Origin of the sequence: Thermohalobaculum xanthum (assembly GCF_016623495.1) — a bacterium.
Classification (GTDB): domain Bacteria; phylum Pseudomonadota; class Alphaproteobacteria; order Rhodobacterales; family Rhodobacteraceae; genus Thermohalobaculum; species Thermohalobaculum xanthum.
Genome location: NZ_JAEHHL010000009.1, coordinates 179418 through 194576 on the forward strand (window position 1 = coordinate 179418; position 15159 = coordinate 194576).

The following is a 15159-nucleotide window of genomic DNA, read 5'->3' on the forward strand; positions in this document are numbered from 1 at the left end:
ATGGCGCGGAGCGGCGCCGCCCGGACGGGCGAGATCGGAGAGACGCGATGGTTGAACGGGCCCTCCTGCCCCACCGGCTGGACATCGAGACCGAGCAGGCCGGACCGCAGGACAAGATCGCCGACCGGATCTTCCTGCTCGACTACACGCGCGAGATCGAGATCGGCGCCTATGCCGAGGAAGTCGGCGTCACCCAGAGGGTGCGCTTCGACGTCGTGCTCGAGGTGACCCGGAACACCGCCCATATCGATGACCGCGTCGGCCGGGTGATCAACTACGACGACCTCGTCGATGCGATCGAGACCATCGCCCGCGGACCGCGTATCACCTTGCTGGAAACCTTCGCCGAGCGGCTGGCGCAGGCGGTCCTGGTCGATCCCCGCGCGCGGCGCGTGCATGTCCGGATCGAGAAGCTCGACCGGCTGGCGAATGGCGCGCGCCTCGGCGTCGAGATCAGCCGCGTGCGCACGCCCGAGACCAACGAGAAGATCTGGGCGCTGGCGCCCGAGGTGAAGTAGGCCGCGAAGCAGGCTGCCCGGCCGCGCCGGTAACCATCAGGCCTCGTCCGGCGGCTCGATTTCCGAAAACACCCGATCCACGGCCACCGCCGCTGCCAACTGGAGTTCGGCAAGCCGGGCGGCGAGCATGGCGAAATCCTCGCACCCGCCGACGCGGGCGAGCACGCGCCGCAGCCCCTCGCCCGCGGCATCTGGGTCGAGCGGCTGCTCGAGCGCCACGCGCTCGACATGCTGGAGCCGGGTCTGCAAGGCCAGCGCGCTGCCCAGCGCCTCGGCTTCATCCTCGCCGATCCATCCGGCCACCGCCAGCGGCGCCAGCAGCGCGCGTGCCGGCTGGGCCACGCCCATGCCGTGGTAGAGGCAGCCGGTCTGTGCCAGGAACTCGATCTCCATCAGCCCGCCGGCGGCGTGCTTGAGCGACCACGGGCTCTGTCGCGCCGACGCGTGGGCGTCGGTCAGCTTGCTGCGCATCTCGACCGCCTCGCTCAGCACCGCGGGGTCGCCCTTGCGCCGCGCCAGCGCCTCGTCGATGACCGCCTCGGTCTCGGCGCCAAGGTCGCGCGGGCCCGTGACCACGCGCGCGCGCGTCAGCGCAAGATGCTCCCACACCCAGGCGTCTTCCAGCTGGTAGCGGCGGAAGGTGGCGAGCGAGACCGCGACCGGCCCCTGGCGGCCCGAGGGGCGCAGCCGCATGTCCACCTCGTAAAGGCGCCCCTGCGCCGTCGGCACCGTCAGCGCCGCTACCAGCGCCTGCGTCAGGCGCGGGTAATAGGTGGCGGGCGGGAGCGGGCGGGGGCCCTCCGATGTCTCGGCGTCACCGGGGTCGTAGACGGTGATGAGATCGAGATCCGAGCCCGCCGTCATCTCGCGCGTGCCCAGCTTGCCCATGCCGATCACCACCATGCCGCGCCCCGGCGGCGGCCCGTGCCGGGTCGCGAAGTCGGCGATCACGCGCGGCAGCAGCCGGTCGAGCGTGGCGCCTGCAATGGCCGAGAAGGCGGTGCCGGCCTCGACCTCGTCGGCGAGACCGCGCAGCACCTGCACGCCGGCGCGGAACACCTGCTCGCGCGCCCAGGCGCGCGCCGCGTCGAGCTGGCGCTCGTAGTCCGACTCGCGCCCCAGCCAGCGCTCGAGGTCGGTCGACAGCGCCACCTCGCTCTCGAGCGGCTCGAAGAATCCCCCGCCGATCAGGGCGTCGAGCGCCTGCGGCTCGCGCCCCAGATGCGCCGCGAGCCGCGGCGCCGCGGCGCAGATCTCGACGATCAGGTCGAGCAGGTGCGGGTTCGCGGTGAACAGCGAGAAGACCTGCACGCCGGCCGGCAGCCCGGTGAGGAAGTGATCGAACTCGGCGATCGCGTCATCGGGGCTGGCGGCCTCCGCGAGATACTCGACCAGCCGCGCCTCGAGCCCGGCGAACAGGCGCTGCGCCCGCTCGGTCCGCGTCGCGGCAAGGCGCCCGGACCGCCAGCGTTCGAGCGTGCGGCACGCGTCCTCGGGTCGGCGGAAACCCGCCCGCGCCAGCGCCTCGGCGTCGATCTCGACATGGCGCGGTTCCGCCCCGGTGCTCGCCGGCGCCGCGAAGAAGGCGCGCGTCGTCTCGTGCACGCGGGCGAGGCGCTCGGCGATGTCGCGCTCGAAGGCCGCGAGGTCCGACCAGCCGGCCAGCGCTGCCAGCCGTGCCCGCGCCGGCTCGGGGGCGGGGATGGTATGGGTCTGCGCGTCCTCGATCATCTGCAGGCGGTGCTCGAGCGTGCGGTGCGCGGTGTAGTCGGCGGCGAGCTCGGTCGCGGTCTCCTGCGGCACATGCCCCGCCTCGACCAGCCGCGACAGCGCGCCAAGGGTCGTGGGCTCGCGCAGCGCCGGCTCGCGCCCGCCCATGATCAGCTGGCGGGTCTGCGCAAAGAACTCGATCTCGCGGATGCCGCCCGGCCCCAGCTTGAGATCGTGGCCGGGGACCGATGACGGGGTGAAGCGCCCCTTCTTGTCGCGGATCTTGCGCAGCAGGTCCTCGACATCCTCGATCGCCGCGAAATCCAGATGACGGCGCCAGATGAAGGGCCCGAGGCGCTCGAGATAGGCCGCCCCCGCCATCCGGTCGCCTGCCACCGGCCGGGCCTTGATATGGGCGGCACGCTCCCAGGTGCGGCCGACCGATTCGTAGTAGCGCTCGGCCGCTTCGAGCGCGAGGCACACGGGCGTGGTCGAGGGCGAGGGCCGCAGCCGCAGGTCGGTGCGGAAGACATAGCCGTCGTCGGTCTGCTCCGAGAGCAGCTTCACCAGCCCGCGGGTCACATGGATGTAGCGCGCCTTGGCGTCGGCGAAATCGTCGGGTGCGATCTGGTCCTGGTCGAACAGGCAGATCAGGTCGATGTCGGACGAGTAGTTGAGCTCGCGCGCGCCGTGCTTGCCCATCGCCAGGATCACGTAGCCCGCCCCGTTGACGAGGCTGGCCTCGGTCATGCCCGGAAGCTTGCCGCGGGCGATCTCCTGCCCCAGGAGCCACTGCGCCGCGGTCTCGGTCAGCCCGTCGGCAAGATCGGTCAGCGCCCCGGTGACGGCTCCGAGGTCCCATGCGCCGCCAAGGTCTGCCAGCGCGATCATCAGCGCGGCCCGGCCCTTGGCGCGCCGCAGCGCGGTGGCGAGGCTGCGCTGGTCGGCGCCGTCGGCGGCGGCCTCGCGTGCCTCGGCCAGCAGCGCGGGAACCGCGATCTCGGGTGGAGCGGCGGCGGCCTCGGCCAGCCATTCCGCATGGCGCTCGGTCAGGCGGGCAAGATAGGGGCTCGACCCGGTGACGCCGCGGATCAGCTCTCCCATCACGCCGCGGGTCAGCGCGTCCGGCAGCCGCGCCGCCAGGTCCGTGGCTCGGTCGGGCTCGAAGGGAATGGGAGCGGTGCGCACGCGCGCGGCAAGCGAGGGTCTGTCCATGGCCTCAGCGTGGCGCGAGCGGCCCGCGCCGATCAAGGGACAAAGGGTCGCTCAACGCCCTTCGAACTTCGCGGGCCGTTTCTCGAGGAAGGCCATGACGCCCTCGGCGAAATCGCGCGTGCGCCCGGCCTCGCCCTGAAGCTCGGCCTCGAGCGCCAGCTGGTCGTCCAGCGTGTTCTGCGCCGAGCGGCGCAGCGCCTGCTTCATCAGGCGATAGGCGACCGTCGGGCCGCTGGCCAGGCGGGTCGCGATCTGGCGCACGCGGGCCTCCAGCAGGTCATCCTCGACCACTTCCCAGATCATGCCCCATTCGGCCGCGCGCTCGGCCTCGATCGGCTCGGCCAGCAGGCACAGGCCCATGGCGCGGGCGTGGCCCACCAGCCGCGGCAGCCAGAAGGTGCCGCCGGCATCGGGGATCAGGCCGATCCGGGCGAAGGCCTCGATGAAGCTGGCCGAGCGGGCGGCGATCACGAGATCGGCGGCCAGCGCGATGTTGGCGCCGGCCCCGGCCGCGACGCCGTTCACCGCGGCGATGGTCGGGACGGGGCAGTCGTATATCAGCCGCAGCAGCGGCTCGTATTCCTCGGCCAGCGTGCGTTCCAGGTCGATGCTCGCCGCGTTGCCGCCGTCGCTCAGGTCCTGCCCGGCGCAGAAGGCGTGCCCCGACCCGGTGAGCACCACCGCGCGTGCTTCGTGCCCGGCGCGGCCCAGCGCGTCCGTCAGTTCGAGCCGCATCGCGCGGTTGAGGCTGTTCATCTTGTCGGGCCGCCCGAGCGCAATGGTGGCAACCTCGTCGGCAAGCTCGTAGCGGATCGTCTGGTAGCTCATCGTGGCTCCTCGGCGGTGGGGGGATTCGGCGGCCAGACTAGCGGGCGCGCCGGGGCCGCGCCACGCCCAAGCGGCGCGCGGGCCGGGCTGTGGTCGCGCCGTCCCGCCCCATCTGCCGGCGCCGTGCAGGAGCCGCGCTCAGCCCTGCGCGGCGAAGGCGCCGATGACCGCCGCCACGATCAGTGCCGCCAGCACCGCCAGCGCGATCTTGATCCAGGAATAGGGCCGCTCGCCGCTCACGGCGCCGGTGCGCCCGTTGACCACGACGCGATAGGGGGTGTTGCGGTAGCGATAGGCTGCCAACCAGACCGGCAGCAGCACGTGCTTGAAGGTCGCGCGGTCGAACTCGGCCGACAGCCGCGTCAGGCGCTGCGCGTCACCGCCGATGCGGGCCAGAGCATCCTGCGCGAGCGCCGCCTCCATCGCCTTGCCCGCGGCGGCGAAGCCCTGCTCGAGTCCCATGCTCGGCGCCTCGGCGCGGAACCCGGCGATGAACTCGGGCGTGTAATCGCGCAGGCCCTCGAGGTCCCATCCGGGGAAGACCTCGGGCCCCGGGCTCAGCGCGCCCAGCGTGTCAGACGCGGGCACCAGCACGTCGTCGAAGACGCGCGCGATGTGCCCTTGCACCGGCGTCCAGCGGATCTTGCGCACCTTTCTCGGCTGCGTCGACGTGCCCTTCGCGCCGCGCACCGTGACCATCTGGGTGACGTAGTAGGCGTCGCCCCGAAAGCCCGCATACTCGGCCTCGGCCTCGGCGTCGAAGGTGTAATGCGGCAGGTAGACGCCCGACAGCGGCCGGCCTGCCTCGGCATAGCGCTTGAGCCCCGAGGGCGCGAACCAGTGGCCGGCGAGCCAGCTCTTCATCCGCGCCCGCGCCTCGGTCTCGGTGACCGCGAAGGGCAGCACGCCCTGTGGCCGGGGATGACGGTGGCGGTGCAGGTCCTGGCGCGACAAGGGCGTTGCGCAGAACGGACACTGATCGGCGATGGTGCCGGCATCGAGCCCCACCTCGGCGCCGCAGCCGGGGCAGCGGACGGTCTCGGTCTCCACGAACTCGGTGGTCTCGCCCTGGCGGGCCAGGGCCGGTGCGAGGTCGATCTCGCGCAGCAGGCCCTTGTCCCACGGCCCGTCCGTCGATTCCGGGATCTCGTTCTGCGTGCCGCAATAGGGGCAGACCAGCGCGCCCGCCCCGGGCGCATATTCCAGCCGCGCGCCGCAGTTCGAGCAGGGAAGTGCCCCGTCATTGCCGGGCATCGCTGCTGGCTCGGTCATCGTGATGTTCCCCGCTCGCTCCCGGGTTCCCTGCAGGCGCCGCGCTGCCGGACGCCGTCGGCGCTCAGCCCGCCGGCGGCGGTGGGGGCGGGGGCGGCGCGATGGTGAAGAGCTGGGCCAGCGCGGCCACGTCGCCGGCCGCGGTCCAGCCCTCCATCCCCGCCGACCACACCAGTGTCTGGCGCTGGAAGCGCCCCTCGGCGACCATGCGGCCCAGGTCGGCACGGCTGAAGGGACCGGTGGTCTGGCCGTTCTCAGCAATGTGCCAGACCGTCTCGGGCGCAGGCGGCGGGGGTGGTGGCGCGGCCGCGACCGGCGGCTGCTGCGGGATCGCGCCCCAGGGGCCGGCGGTCATCTGGCTGCCCATCGCCACGCCCATGCCGGCACCGATGGCCGCGCCCATTGCGCCGCCCTGCGCGGGGTTCTCGGCCGCCGCGCGCATCGCCTCGGCGGCCTGGAACTGCGCGTATTTCGTCAGGTCGCCGACCACGCCCATCGCCGTGCGCCGGTCCAGCGCCTGCTCGACCGCCTCGGGCAGCGAGACGTTCTCGACGAACAGCTCGGGCATCTCGATGCCGAAGCCCGCCAGCTCGGGCGCGATCCGCGCGCGAAGATACTCGGCCATCTGGTCGGTGCTCGCGGCCAGGTCCAGCACCGGGATGCCCGAGGAGGCGAGCGCGTTCGAGAAGCGCGCCACGATGACGTTGCGGATCTGGAACTGGACCTCGTCGGTCGTGACCTCGCCATCGGTGCCGACCACCTCGCGCAGGAAGACGCCGGGGTCCGACACCCGGATCGCGTAGGTGCCGAAGGCGCGCAGGCGCACCGGCCCGAATTCCGGGTCGCGCAGCATGATCGGGTTGCGCGTGCCCCATTTGAGGTTCTGGAAGCGCCGGGTCGAGACGAAATAGACCTCGGCCTTGAAGGGCGACTGGAACAGATGGTCCCAGTGCTGCAGCGTCGTCATCACCGGCATGTTGTTGGTCTCGAGCATGTAGAGACCCGGCCGGAACACGTCCGCCAGCTGCCCTTCATGCACGAAGACGGCGGCCTGGCCCTCGCGCACCGTCAGCTTGGCGCCGTACTTGATCGCGTTGCCATGGCGCTGGAAGCGCCAGACCATGGTGTCGCGCGTGTCGTCGGTCCAGTCGATGACATCGATGAACTCGCCCTTCAGCATGTCCCAGATCATCTGACGTCCTTTCTTCCTTCGGCCTCGTGCGGGGCCGGATTCCCGGTTCGTGCCGATCAGGCAAAACTCTGTTGCGGCGCGCGGGTATGTTTCGGCCCCGAGGGCGGCCCCATCTGTGGCGCGCACCGGCGAGACTGCCGGTTGAGCCTGAGGAGAGCAAGAAATGACTCGCATCCATGTGACCGTTCCGGCGCTGATGCTGGGCGCCCTGCTGGCCGTGGCCCCCGGCATCTCGGGTGCCTCTCCGATAGAGAGCCAAGGCCCGAAGCTGAAGAAGATGTGGGCCGATGCGCGCAATGGCGGCGACGAGTACACCTTCGGCAGCGCCCGCCAGCGCCTGTTCGGTGCGCGTGACTCGGCCAAGCTCCGCACGATTGCCCCGGACGCGTCGAAGCCCGCCGCGTCGGCCGGCACCGACAAGTGATCACGGGCGGTCGGACCCACACATTGGGCCGGCGCCCCGGCGCGCCGGTCCTGCCGGTTCGTGGCAATCGCCCGCAGAAGGGATCCATGGCGTCAACGGGCTGCGCTGTCCGGCCGCCGTTGCCGAGGGATCGCCGCTTCGTCCCGCGTCACTCGACGGTTCCGGCGACCGAGGTTTGCTGCATCACATCGGTCGCCAGCCGGCCCGCGATCGGCGCGATCTGCGCCGTGGTCATGCCGGGCTCGAGGCGCGGGTCATAGAGCATCCGCAACAGGATCTCGTCGTGTCGGGTGAGCAGGGCGAATTCCTGGTCGTCGTTGAAGATCGACGGGCGGATGTGCGGGTCGTCGTTCGGAAGGCCCATGGTCTGGCTCAGCTCTTCCTCGACGCAGGCTTCGGCCAGGCGCGACGGCAGCCCGGCGCGGATCAGCACGACGGCAAAGGCGATGCGGTCCGGGCCCTCGGCCGCGCCGTCGCCGGTCGCGGTGAAGGTGGCGACGCAGGGCGTGCCCGGGGCGCGGCCAAAACGGTCGACGAAGCCCATCAGCCACTGGCCCGACGGCCATTTCGACGGCGCCGCCGTCAGCGCCGGGTAATCCTCGGGCCGCAGGAACAGGACATAGAGGTTGGCGGGACCGTCGCCGGCAGGCGCGATATCGTGGCCGGTGAGCCGCGCGAGCCGCTCGAAGGTGCGCTCGACCCGGGGCCCGTCGCGCACCGACGTCGTGCTGTCATCGGCGACCAGCCAGCGGATCGGCGCCTCCCAGCGGCGCAGGACGCCCGAGGGCAGGCTGCGCTCGCCGTGCTGGGTTCCGACCGGGTTCGGCTCGGCGCCAAGGGCGACGGTGAGGAAGTTCCGCGTGACGTCGCGCGAGTCGAAGGGCGCGTCGGGGGGCGAACGGTCCAGCCGCAGCCCGCCCGATTCCTCGCGCTGCAACGCATAGCCGGCCCAGGCCGATCCGTCCTGGTAGGGCGCGCAGGCGGCCAGCGCCCCCGCCAGAACTCCCGTCAGCGCCAACGCGGTGGCGGCGCGCGCCTGGCGGTGCAGGCTGCGCCCCGTCGACCGCGTTGGGCAGGCCGTCACCCCGGCTCTCCGGGCCGCATCTCCTCGACGATGGTGCGAACGACGGGCATCGCCTCCTCCTCGCTCATGCCCGGTGTCAGGCGCTCGTCGTAGAGGATGCGCAGCAGCCACTCGTCATGCTCGGTGAGCAGGGCGAACTCCTCGTCGTCGTTGAAGATCGAGGGGCGCACCTCGGGATGGTCGTTGCCCAGTCCCAGGGCCTGCGCAATCTCCTCGTGCAGGCACGAGCGGCGCAGGAGCCCGGTGACCTCGGACCCGATCACCACCATGCCGAACACGATCACGTCCTCGTCCATCACCGAGAACAGGTTCGAGGCCATGCAGACCACCCGCCCCGACGCGCGCCAGGTGTCGAACCCGTCGGCCAGCGCCGGGTAGAGCTGGCGCAGTGCCGCCGAGAAGGCGGGCCGCTCGGCCGGCTCGGTGATCAGGATCATCAGGTTGACGTCGCGCTCGACCTCGTGGGTCACGAGCCCGGTGAGATCGGACACATGGTTGAGGAAGCGCTCGATCTCGGCGTGGTCCTGCGGCGTGGCGCCCCGGCCGTAAAGCCCCCAGCGGATCGGTCCCTCCCAGCGTTGCACCGGGTTCGGGGCCGAGTTCTCCTCGCTTCCCGCCGACTCGATATCGACCTCGTGGCGCAGGGCGATGCGGCTGAAGTTGCGCACGAGATCGGCATTGGTGAAGGGCGCATCCTCCGGCGCGGTATCCGTGCGCAGGTCGCCGATCGCGGTCAGCGCGTTCTCGTATTCGCGGTAGTCGGAGACGGTGGGCTGGCCGGCGCAGGCCGAAAGCGCGAGGCCAAGCGCCCCGCCGAGCAGCGCGCGCAGGCGCCATCCGGCCAGCATTGCGGCCGCCGGCGCCCGGTGGTGGCGCGTTGCAGCCGGATCGGGTATGCGGGGATGAGGCATCAGTCAGAGTTCCGTCACTAGGCCCCCGAGTATGCGCGATGTGCGGAAGATTTGCGACCGGTTTGATTGCGGAACAGCCCGAGACGGCGGGCTGGCTCGGGCTTGACGCCGGCGCGCCGGGAACCTGGCCCGGGCCGCGCTGGAACATCGCACCCACCGACATGATCCCGATCGTGCGCGCCGATGCCGGCGGGCGGTGCCGCGTCGCGCCGGCCCGCTGGGGGCTGATCCCGCGCTGGTGGCGCAAGCCCTTGTCCGAGATGCGCGCTTCGACCTTCAACGCGCGGGCCGAGGAAGCGGCCGGCAAGCCGATGTTCCGCGATGCCTGGCGGCACGGGCGCTGCCTCGTCCCGGCGATCGGCTACTATGAATGGACCGGGCCGCGGGGCGACAAGACGCCCTGGTTCATCAGCCTCAGCACCAACGCGCCGGGGTTCTGTATGGCCGGCCTCTGGGCCGAGCCCACGATCGACGGCACACCGCTGCTCACCGCCACGGTGCTGACCACGGCGGCGGGCGGCGCGACGCGCGAGCTGCATCCGCGCAGCCCGGTCGTGCTGATGGAGGACGAATGGGAAGCCTGGCTTCGCGGCGATGCCGACGCGGCGGCGCTGATGCATCCCGCGCCGGACGACCGGGTGCGCATCTCCGGGGTCTCGCGCGAGGTCAATCGCGTCGGCATCGAGGGCCCGCAGCTGATCGAGCCCGCGGGCCTCGGCCTGTGAGCCCGCGGACCGGCCGGCCGGAGCGCCTCATCACTCCCGCCGGCCTCTGCCCGTCCCTCGAATTTCAGCCGGGTCGCGCCGCCGGGGGGCCAGAGAGCGCGACCCGGCTGGCGATCAACCCGCGATCGCGAAGATCGTGTATCGGGGATCGTCGCCAAACCGGTTCTCGCCCGCCTCGCCCCTGCGGCTCAGCAGGATGGCCAGCGCCACGGCGCCGATGGCGGGGACGAGAACGAGGAATGCCAGCACGCCCGAGCGGCCGGTGTCATGCAGCCGCCGCACCGTCACCGCGGCGAGCGGCACGATAAGCCCGAGCGCGAGCGCCTGCGCCGCCGGCACGATGGCCGGCATCTCGGCCGCGGCGACGGCCAGACCCAGCAGCGCGAGGACGCTGAAGCCCGCGAACCACCAGAACTCGTGCCGGCCGGCGCGCCCTGCGAAGACCGCGTAGTGCGACAGGCACGAGGCCACCGCGTCCCAGAACCGCATCGTCCGCTCCCAGTATCCATTCCCGGGAGCGACCCTGCCGCAGCAATGGTTGAGAAACGGAAGGCTGCCTTCATTTTACCCGCTATTACAGCCTTTCACATTTTTCACTAAAAAGCAGTCACTTAAGCGAAATCCGCTATTCGAGGGTTTACAGCGATATTCCCTCATGCGCATATTTTTAGGCGTAGTCTTTGGTGGAGACGCCCGATATGCCGAGAAAGGTTTACGACCAAATTCACGCCCGCCAGGTGGACACGCTGCCGGTCGGAAAGCACGCCGATGGGCGGGGTCTTTACCTGCACGTCGCGAGCGAGAAAGCGCGCTCATGGGTGTGGCGCGGGACCGTGCAGGGGCGGCGTCGCGAAATCTCGATTGGCCCGGCGGACGTGGTTTCGCTCAAGTCGGCGCGCATGACGGCAGAGGACTGGCGGCGCATCGCCCTTGACGGCGGCGACCCGATGAAGACGCGCGACGAGGCCCGCCGGTCGGCGATGACATTCGAGGAAGCGGCGCGGCTCGTCTGGGCTGAACAAGTCGAGGGGCAGAAGTCGGCGCGCTATTCCCAGACGTGGATCACGTCGCTGGAGCGCGATGCCTTCCCCGTCATCGGGCGCATCCCCGTCAACGCCATCCGGCAAGGCGATTTCCTTCGCGTTCTCGCCCCGATCTGGACTGAGCGCCACGCGACCGCAAAGCACATCAAGCAGCGTCTCGCGACCATCATGGATTGGGCGCGCGCAGCGGGTCACTTCGAGGGCGTCAACCCGGCGGATGGCATCGAACGGGGGCTTGCAAAGGTCGCGCACCGGGCGACGCATCACCGGGCCGTCCCGTGGGCCGATGTCCCGCAGGTATTCGCGAAGCTGGGCGAGGCGGAAGGCGTAGCGCCGCTGGCCGTTCAATTCCTCATCCTCACCGCAGCCCGGTCGGGCGAAGTGCGCGGCATGACGTGGGCCGAGGTGGATATGGATGCGGGCGTCTGGACGATTCCCCCCGAGCGCATGAAGACGCGCCGCGAGCATCGCGTCCCGCTAAGCGCCGAGGCGCTCGCAATCCTGCAACGGGTCCGCCCCCTGTCCGATGGGCTTTGCTTCCCGAGCCGGATTGCAGGCAAGCCGATGGGCGACGCCACGCTGTCCGCGCTACTCAAGACGCTGGACATTCCCGGCGTTCCGCATGGCTTCAGAAGCAGCTTCAGGGATTGGGCCGAGGAAAGAGGCAGGGTGCGGCGCGAGATTGCCGAGATGTGCCTTGCCCACGTGGTCGGCAATGCCGTCGAGCGGGCTTATAGGCGCACCGACGTGCTTGAAGAACGGCGCGAGGCGCTAGCCCGTTGGGGCCGGTTTGTCCGCCCCGCGTCGGCTGACGTGGTGGCAATCGCATGAGCCGGAAAAAGAACCGAAAGCCCGATAATTCTACGGCGGTAAATGAGGACGGATGGCCCCTAGAGCCCGATAACTCTACGGCCGTAGATGAGGACGGATGGCCCCTAGCGGCCGCGACCCTTTCCGTGGAAGCAGCTAATTTCCGCTTCATCCGTGACCGCATGAGACGCTATCGGAGGGGCTGGAAGGCCGGACACGCTGTCGCGGTGACTGACGCGGTCAGGTTCTGTGACAGGCACAAGGTGCCGCATCCCGATTGGCTGAAAGCTGCCGTCCGGTCCCTTGCCGACCCGCCGCAGAAACGCAAGCGCGGCCAGCCGCCCGCCGATGAGGCGGATTTAATACGATGGGATGTTGTCGTTATGTTGCGCTTGGGGCGAGGTGAGGACCGCAAAGTCTACAAATGGGACGAGGTGTTTGAGGCGGCGTCGAAATACTTGGAGGGCACCCCGCATTGGGGCACCGCCGACACCATCAGCGCATCATACAAACGTGTCATCAAGCGGGACCGGCTAACCCCCGGACGTTATTACACAAAAGATCTCTAAGGCGATTTCGGGGTAAGTTATTACGCTATTTTCTCTCCCGTGAAAGCACACGGGGCGACCGTCATTTTCGGCCCTACACAACGGCGCACGGTGCGCCCGGTAGGAGGCAGAAAATGCAGGCAGACCTAACGATCCATGAATTTGCCGAGCGTCTTGGCGTGAGCCATATGACGATCCGTCGCCGCATCTGGGCGGGCGAGATCAAGTCATACCGGCTTGGGCCGAGTATCGTCCGCATCCCTTACACCGAACTCGACCGCATCCGGGGCGGCGAGGCTGCGTGACTGCGAAGAAATGGGCCACCCTTGGCGGGGGCGGCCCAGATGTGGGGTACTCGGCTGTAAACCGCACAAACCCTAGTCAAAATCGCCACGTTTCGCAAGTTGTCGCGTTCTTGGTGCGGATTGATCCCGCGCACATCTCAGCCAGCCTTTTTGCGTGGGGGTGGCTGCGATGAAGGATTGCAAAGCGACTATCGAAACGCTGATCGCTGCCGCTGGCGAGCCGGGCCACAGCTCGCCCGGACAGATTGCCGAGGGGCTGGCCGAAGTCCTGCGTGCGAAGTGGAGCCGCCCGGCGCGGCTCACGGTGGCCGGTGGCGCAACGCTTTCGCTCGACTATTGCGACCGTGAGATGTTGGCCGACGCCGCGCTCGACGTCCCGAGCTGGGGCGACGCAATCGAGGCCCGCCGCAAGGCATGGCTCGCCCGCTGGAAAGCCGAGCGGGAGGGCAACAGATGATGCCGCACCGCAGGATGCCAATCGACGAATTGGATTGGCGGCTTCGCGACGCGTTGAGCAGGCATCGGCTCACCGGCTGGCCGCTCAAGTTCGCCGTCTCGTTCGTGTCGCTATGCAAGCGGGGGCGCTCGCCGTCCTCGAAGCAGATCAAGATCGCCCGCGAGATCGTCGCGGACCTTCGCGCCGGGACCGCCGGGCCGCTGGTCGAGGATATCGAGCCCCTGCTTGATGACGAGGCAGGGCCATGAGCGCGGGCGATGTGTTCTGGTTCCGTTATGACCCGCGCGACACGGCGCAGGCTACGGGCCGCATGACGCTGGCACAGAAGGGCGCGCACCACGCTTTGCTAGAGATCGCGTGGTCGCGGCCATCGTGTTCAATCCCCGCTGACGACGACTGGATGCGCCGCAGGCTTGGCATCACGGCAGATGAATTCGCACGTGATGTGCGGCCTGTCCTGGACACGCTTTGGACCTTGGAAGGCGATCCGCCAAACGCCGATTGGGTCAGTGATTGGCTTCGCGGTTGTCGTCAGGAAGCGGCCCAACGGTCGCACGCCGCGAGAACGTCCGCGATGGCGCGTCACTACCCCGACAAGATCCACCCTTTGAAACCAAAGGAAAAACCGTGATGCGTTCGCATTGCTATAACAGCACAGCACAGCACAGCACAGTTTGCTTAGAGGATAAGGAAGAAGCTTCGCGTCGCGAAAAGCGCGAGGGCGACGCATGAGCATTTATCAGGCTCGCCCGATAAAACGGCATCGCGCGACGAGCGACGAGATGGACCACCGCGCGGCGTTCCTTGTGGGCTACGCGGCCAAGCATAGGCCCGTCACGGTTCGGCAGTTGTTCTACGCCGCAACCGTCTACGGCATTCCCGGAATCGAAAAGACCGAAGCGGGATATGCCAAGGTGCAGGCACATGTGCTCGCGCTGCGCCGCGACGGGTTGATGCCCTACAGCATGATTGCCGACGAGACCCGGTTGATGCGCAAGCCACGGACGCATGATGGATGGATGGATGCCCTGCGCGACACGGCGCGGCTCTATCGCAAGTCGCTGTGGGCTGACTCAAGCGAGCGGGTGGAAATCTGGATCGAAAAAGGTGCGCTCGCGGGCGTGATCTTACCGGTCACCGACGAGTTTGATGTCCCCTTGATGCCGACGCACGGCTACACGTCCGAAACCTTCGCGCACAACGCTGTCGAGGATATGCGAGGCACCGGCAAGACCCTTGTCGTTTACAGTTTGTATGACTTCGACCGAAGCGGCCAGGACGCCGAGGCGTCGCTGCGCGAGAAGGTGGAGCGGTTCGGCGCGGAGTATGGCGTCCCGGTTCGGTTTCGCCCGCTCGCGCTCACTGTCCAGCAAGTTGTTGACATGGGTCTTCCGACGCGCCCGGCAAAGCGCACGACGAAGGCCGACCAGCGTTGGCCATACCCCTTCGCGGCAGAACTTGACGCGATCCCGCCCGACCGCATCCGCCAGATCGTTCGCGAGGCGATAGAGCAGCACTTGCCCGCCGACGAACTGGCGCACCTCAAGGCAGTTGAGCGTGCCGAGCGCGAGACGCTGGAACAGTTTCTCTACGGTGACGCATGAACGCCCCCGCAAAGCCCCTCACGCCCGCCGAGATGGAAGCCCGCGCGCTTGAGGCAGCCGCGCGTGCGGCGGATTGGGACGAGTATCCGAGCCAGCGTGCAAAGGCGCTCTGGGCGTCCGTTTTGCTCGCGGCCATCGAAGACGCGCTCGCCCCATCCGCCGCAATGAAGCCGGCGCAACATGTGTCGCTGGGATGGTTCGGCACGTCCAGCTTCCGGCACGTCTGCGCGCTATGCGAGCTCGACCACGAGGCCGTTATGGACCGGCTCCGCCCTCACCTTGAGCAAGCAAAGGCCCGGCGATGAGCAGGGCGAGCGATGCGAAGCGGCAACGCTGGCAAAGAGCCAGACAACGCGCGGGCAAGTCGGCGCTCGTCGTCTATGTGTCCGACGAGTTTATCTCTGCACTAATAGAGGGCGGGCAGATTTCAAAGAAAGAAGCCGAGGATAAGCACCTTTTGGCGGATAGGTTGGGAAATATTATCGAGGCCATGTTGATTTAGTCACGGCGTGA

The 15159-nt window shown here is 69.1% G+C and carries 19 protein-coding genes; 12 read left to right on the forward strand and 7 right to left on the reverse strand.

The features are described 5' to 3' along the window. Positions 1–47: 47 nt before the first annotated feature. Positions 48–518 carry a dihydroneopterin aldolase gene (locus H0I76_RS15595; RefSeq protein WP_200611707.1) on the forward strand — a complete coding sequence of 157 codons (471 nt, stop codon included), beginning with the start codon at positions 48–50 and terminating at the stop codon, positions 516–518. Positions 519–554: 36 nt separating this feature from the next. Here H0I76_RS15595 and H0I76_RS15600 read toward each other — a convergent pair whose 3' ends face one another. The 4 genes from H0I76_RS15600 to H0I76_RS15615 form a co-directional block, all read right to left on the reverse strand. Continuing rightward, positions 555–3443: a bifunctional [glutamine synthetase] adenylyltransferase/[glutamine synthetase]-adenylyl-L-tyrosine phosphorylase gene (locus tag H0I76_RS15600; RefSeq protein WP_200611719.1), complete on the reverse strand. Its 2889-nt coding sequence runs from the start codon at positions 3441–3443 to the stop codon at positions 555–557. A 51-nt stretch (positions 3444–3494) separates the two neighbouring features. Beyond that, entirely contained in the window at positions 3495–4271 is a 777-nt protein-coding gene (locus tag H0I76_RS15605) for an enoyl-CoA hydratase-related protein (protein ID WP_200611722.1), read from the reverse strand. Between the two features lie 138 nt (positions 4272–4409). Next, positions 4410–5543 carry a zinc ribbon domain-containing protein gene (locus H0I76_RS15610; protein ID WP_234455358.1) on the reverse strand — a complete coding sequence of 378 codons (1134 nt, stop codon included), beginning with the start codon at positions 5541–5543 and terminating at the stop codon, positions 4410–4412. Between the two features lie 64 nt (positions 5544–5607). Beyond that, positions 5608–6735 (reverse strand): SPFH domain-containing protein, encoded by a 1128-nt coding sequence (locus tag H0I76_RS15615; protein WP_200611724.1) that lies wholly within the window; start codon positions 6733–6735, stop codon positions 5608–5610. A 163-nt stretch (positions 6736–6898) separates the two neighbouring features. Between H0I76_RS15615 and H0I76_RS15620 the strand changes: the two genes are divergently transcribed. Beyond that, complete coding sequence (locus H0I76_RS15620) at positions 6899–7159, forward strand: hypothetical protein (RefSeq protein ID WP_200611726.1); 261 nt, start codon at positions 6899–6901, stop codon at positions 7157–7159. 148 nt (positions 7160–7307) lie between these two features. Here H0I76_RS15620 and H0I76_RS15625 read toward each other — a convergent pair whose 3' ends face one another. Both H0I76_RS15625 and H0I76_RS15630 read right to left on the reverse strand, forming a co-directional pair. Beyond that, positions 7308–8243, reverse strand: coding sequence for a DUF2927 domain-containing protein (locus H0I76_RS15625; protein ID WP_200611728.1), 936 nt, complete (start codon positions 8241–8243; stop codon positions 7308–7310). Next, on the reverse strand, positions 8240–9091 hold the full coding sequence (locus H0I76_RS15630) for a DUF2927 domain-containing protein (protein ID WP_200611730.1): 852 nt from the start codon (positions 9089–9091) through the stop codon (positions 8240–8242). Before H0I76_RS15630 ends, H0I76_RS15625 begins: the two co-directional genes overlap by 4 nt. 101 nt (positions 9092–9192) lie before the next feature. Between H0I76_RS15630 and H0I76_RS15635 the strand changes: the two genes are divergently transcribed. Next, positions 9193–9879 carry an SOS response-associated peptidase gene (locus H0I76_RS15635; RefSeq protein ID WP_200611732.1) on the forward strand — a complete coding sequence of 229 codons (687 nt, stop codon included), beginning with the start codon at positions 9193–9195 and terminating at the stop codon, positions 9877–9879. Positions 9880–9993: 114 nt separating this feature from the next. Here H0I76_RS15635 and H0I76_RS15640 read toward each other — a convergent pair whose 3' ends face one another. After that, a complete protein-coding gene (locus H0I76_RS15640) occupies positions 9994–10368 on the reverse strand; it encodes a DUF805 domain-containing protein (protein ID WP_200611734.1) in 375 nt (124 codons plus the stop codon). A gap of 209 nt (positions 10369–10577) precedes the next feature. Between H0I76_RS15640 and H0I76_RS15645 the strand changes: the two genes are divergently transcribed. From H0I76_RS15645 to H0I76_RS15685, 9 genes are all read left to right on the forward strand, one after another. Then, positions 10578–11753, forward strand: coding sequence for a tyrosine-type recombinase/integrase (locus tag H0I76_RS15645; RefSeq protein WP_200611751.1), 1176 nt, complete (start codon positions 10578–10580; stop codon positions 11751–11753). A 206-nt stretch (positions 11754–11959) separates the two neighbouring features. Beyond that, a complete protein-coding gene (locus H0I76_RS15650; RefSeq protein WP_200611754.1) occupies positions 11960–12301 on the forward strand; it encodes a hypothetical protein in 342 nt (113 codons plus the stop codon). Between the two features lie 113 nt (positions 12302–12414). Next, on the forward strand, positions 12415–12585 hold the full coding sequence (locus tag H0I76_RS15655) for an excisionase family DNA-binding protein (protein ID WP_200611756.1): 171 nt from the start codon (positions 12415–12417) through the stop codon (positions 12583–12585). A 169-nt stretch (positions 12586–12754) separates the two neighbouring features. Continuing rightward, positions 12755–13042 carry a hypothetical protein gene (locus H0I76_RS15660; RefSeq protein WP_200611758.1) on the forward strand — a complete coding sequence of 96 codons (288 nt, stop codon included), beginning with the start codon at positions 12755–12757 and terminating at the stop codon, positions 13040–13042. Next, positions 13039–13290 carry a hypothetical protein gene (locus H0I76_RS15665; RefSeq protein WP_200611760.1) on the forward strand — a complete coding sequence of 84 codons (252 nt, stop codon included), beginning with the start codon at positions 13039–13041 and terminating at the stop codon, positions 13288–13290. The genes H0I76_RS15660 and H0I76_RS15665 overlap by 4 nt, the downstream gene beginning before the upstream one ends. Next, positions 13287–13673, forward strand: coding sequence for a DUF1376 domain-containing protein (locus tag H0I76_RS15670; RefSeq protein WP_200611762.1), 387 nt, complete (start codon positions 13287–13289; stop codon positions 13671–13673). The genes H0I76_RS15665 and H0I76_RS15670 overlap by 4 nt, the downstream gene beginning before the upstream one ends. A 97-nt stretch (positions 13674–13770) precedes the next feature. After that, positions 13771–14646: a hypothetical protein gene (locus H0I76_RS15675; protein WP_234455359.1), complete on the forward strand. Its 876-nt coding sequence runs from the start codon at positions 13771–13773 to the stop codon at positions 14644–14646. Further along, positions 14643–14951 carry a hypothetical protein gene (locus H0I76_RS15680; RefSeq protein ID WP_200611765.1) on the forward strand — a complete coding sequence of 103 codons (309 nt, stop codon included), beginning with the start codon at positions 14643–14645 and terminating at the stop codon, positions 14949–14951. Before H0I76_RS15675 ends, H0I76_RS15680 begins: the two co-directional genes overlap by 4 nt. After that, positions 14948–15148, forward strand: coding sequence for a hypothetical protein (locus tag H0I76_RS15685; RefSeq protein ID WP_200611767.1), 201 nt, complete (start codon positions 14948–14950; stop codon positions 15146–15148). Before H0I76_RS15680 ends, H0I76_RS15685 begins: the two co-directional genes overlap by 4 nt. The last annotated feature ends 11 nt before the right edge of the window (positions 15149–15159 follow it).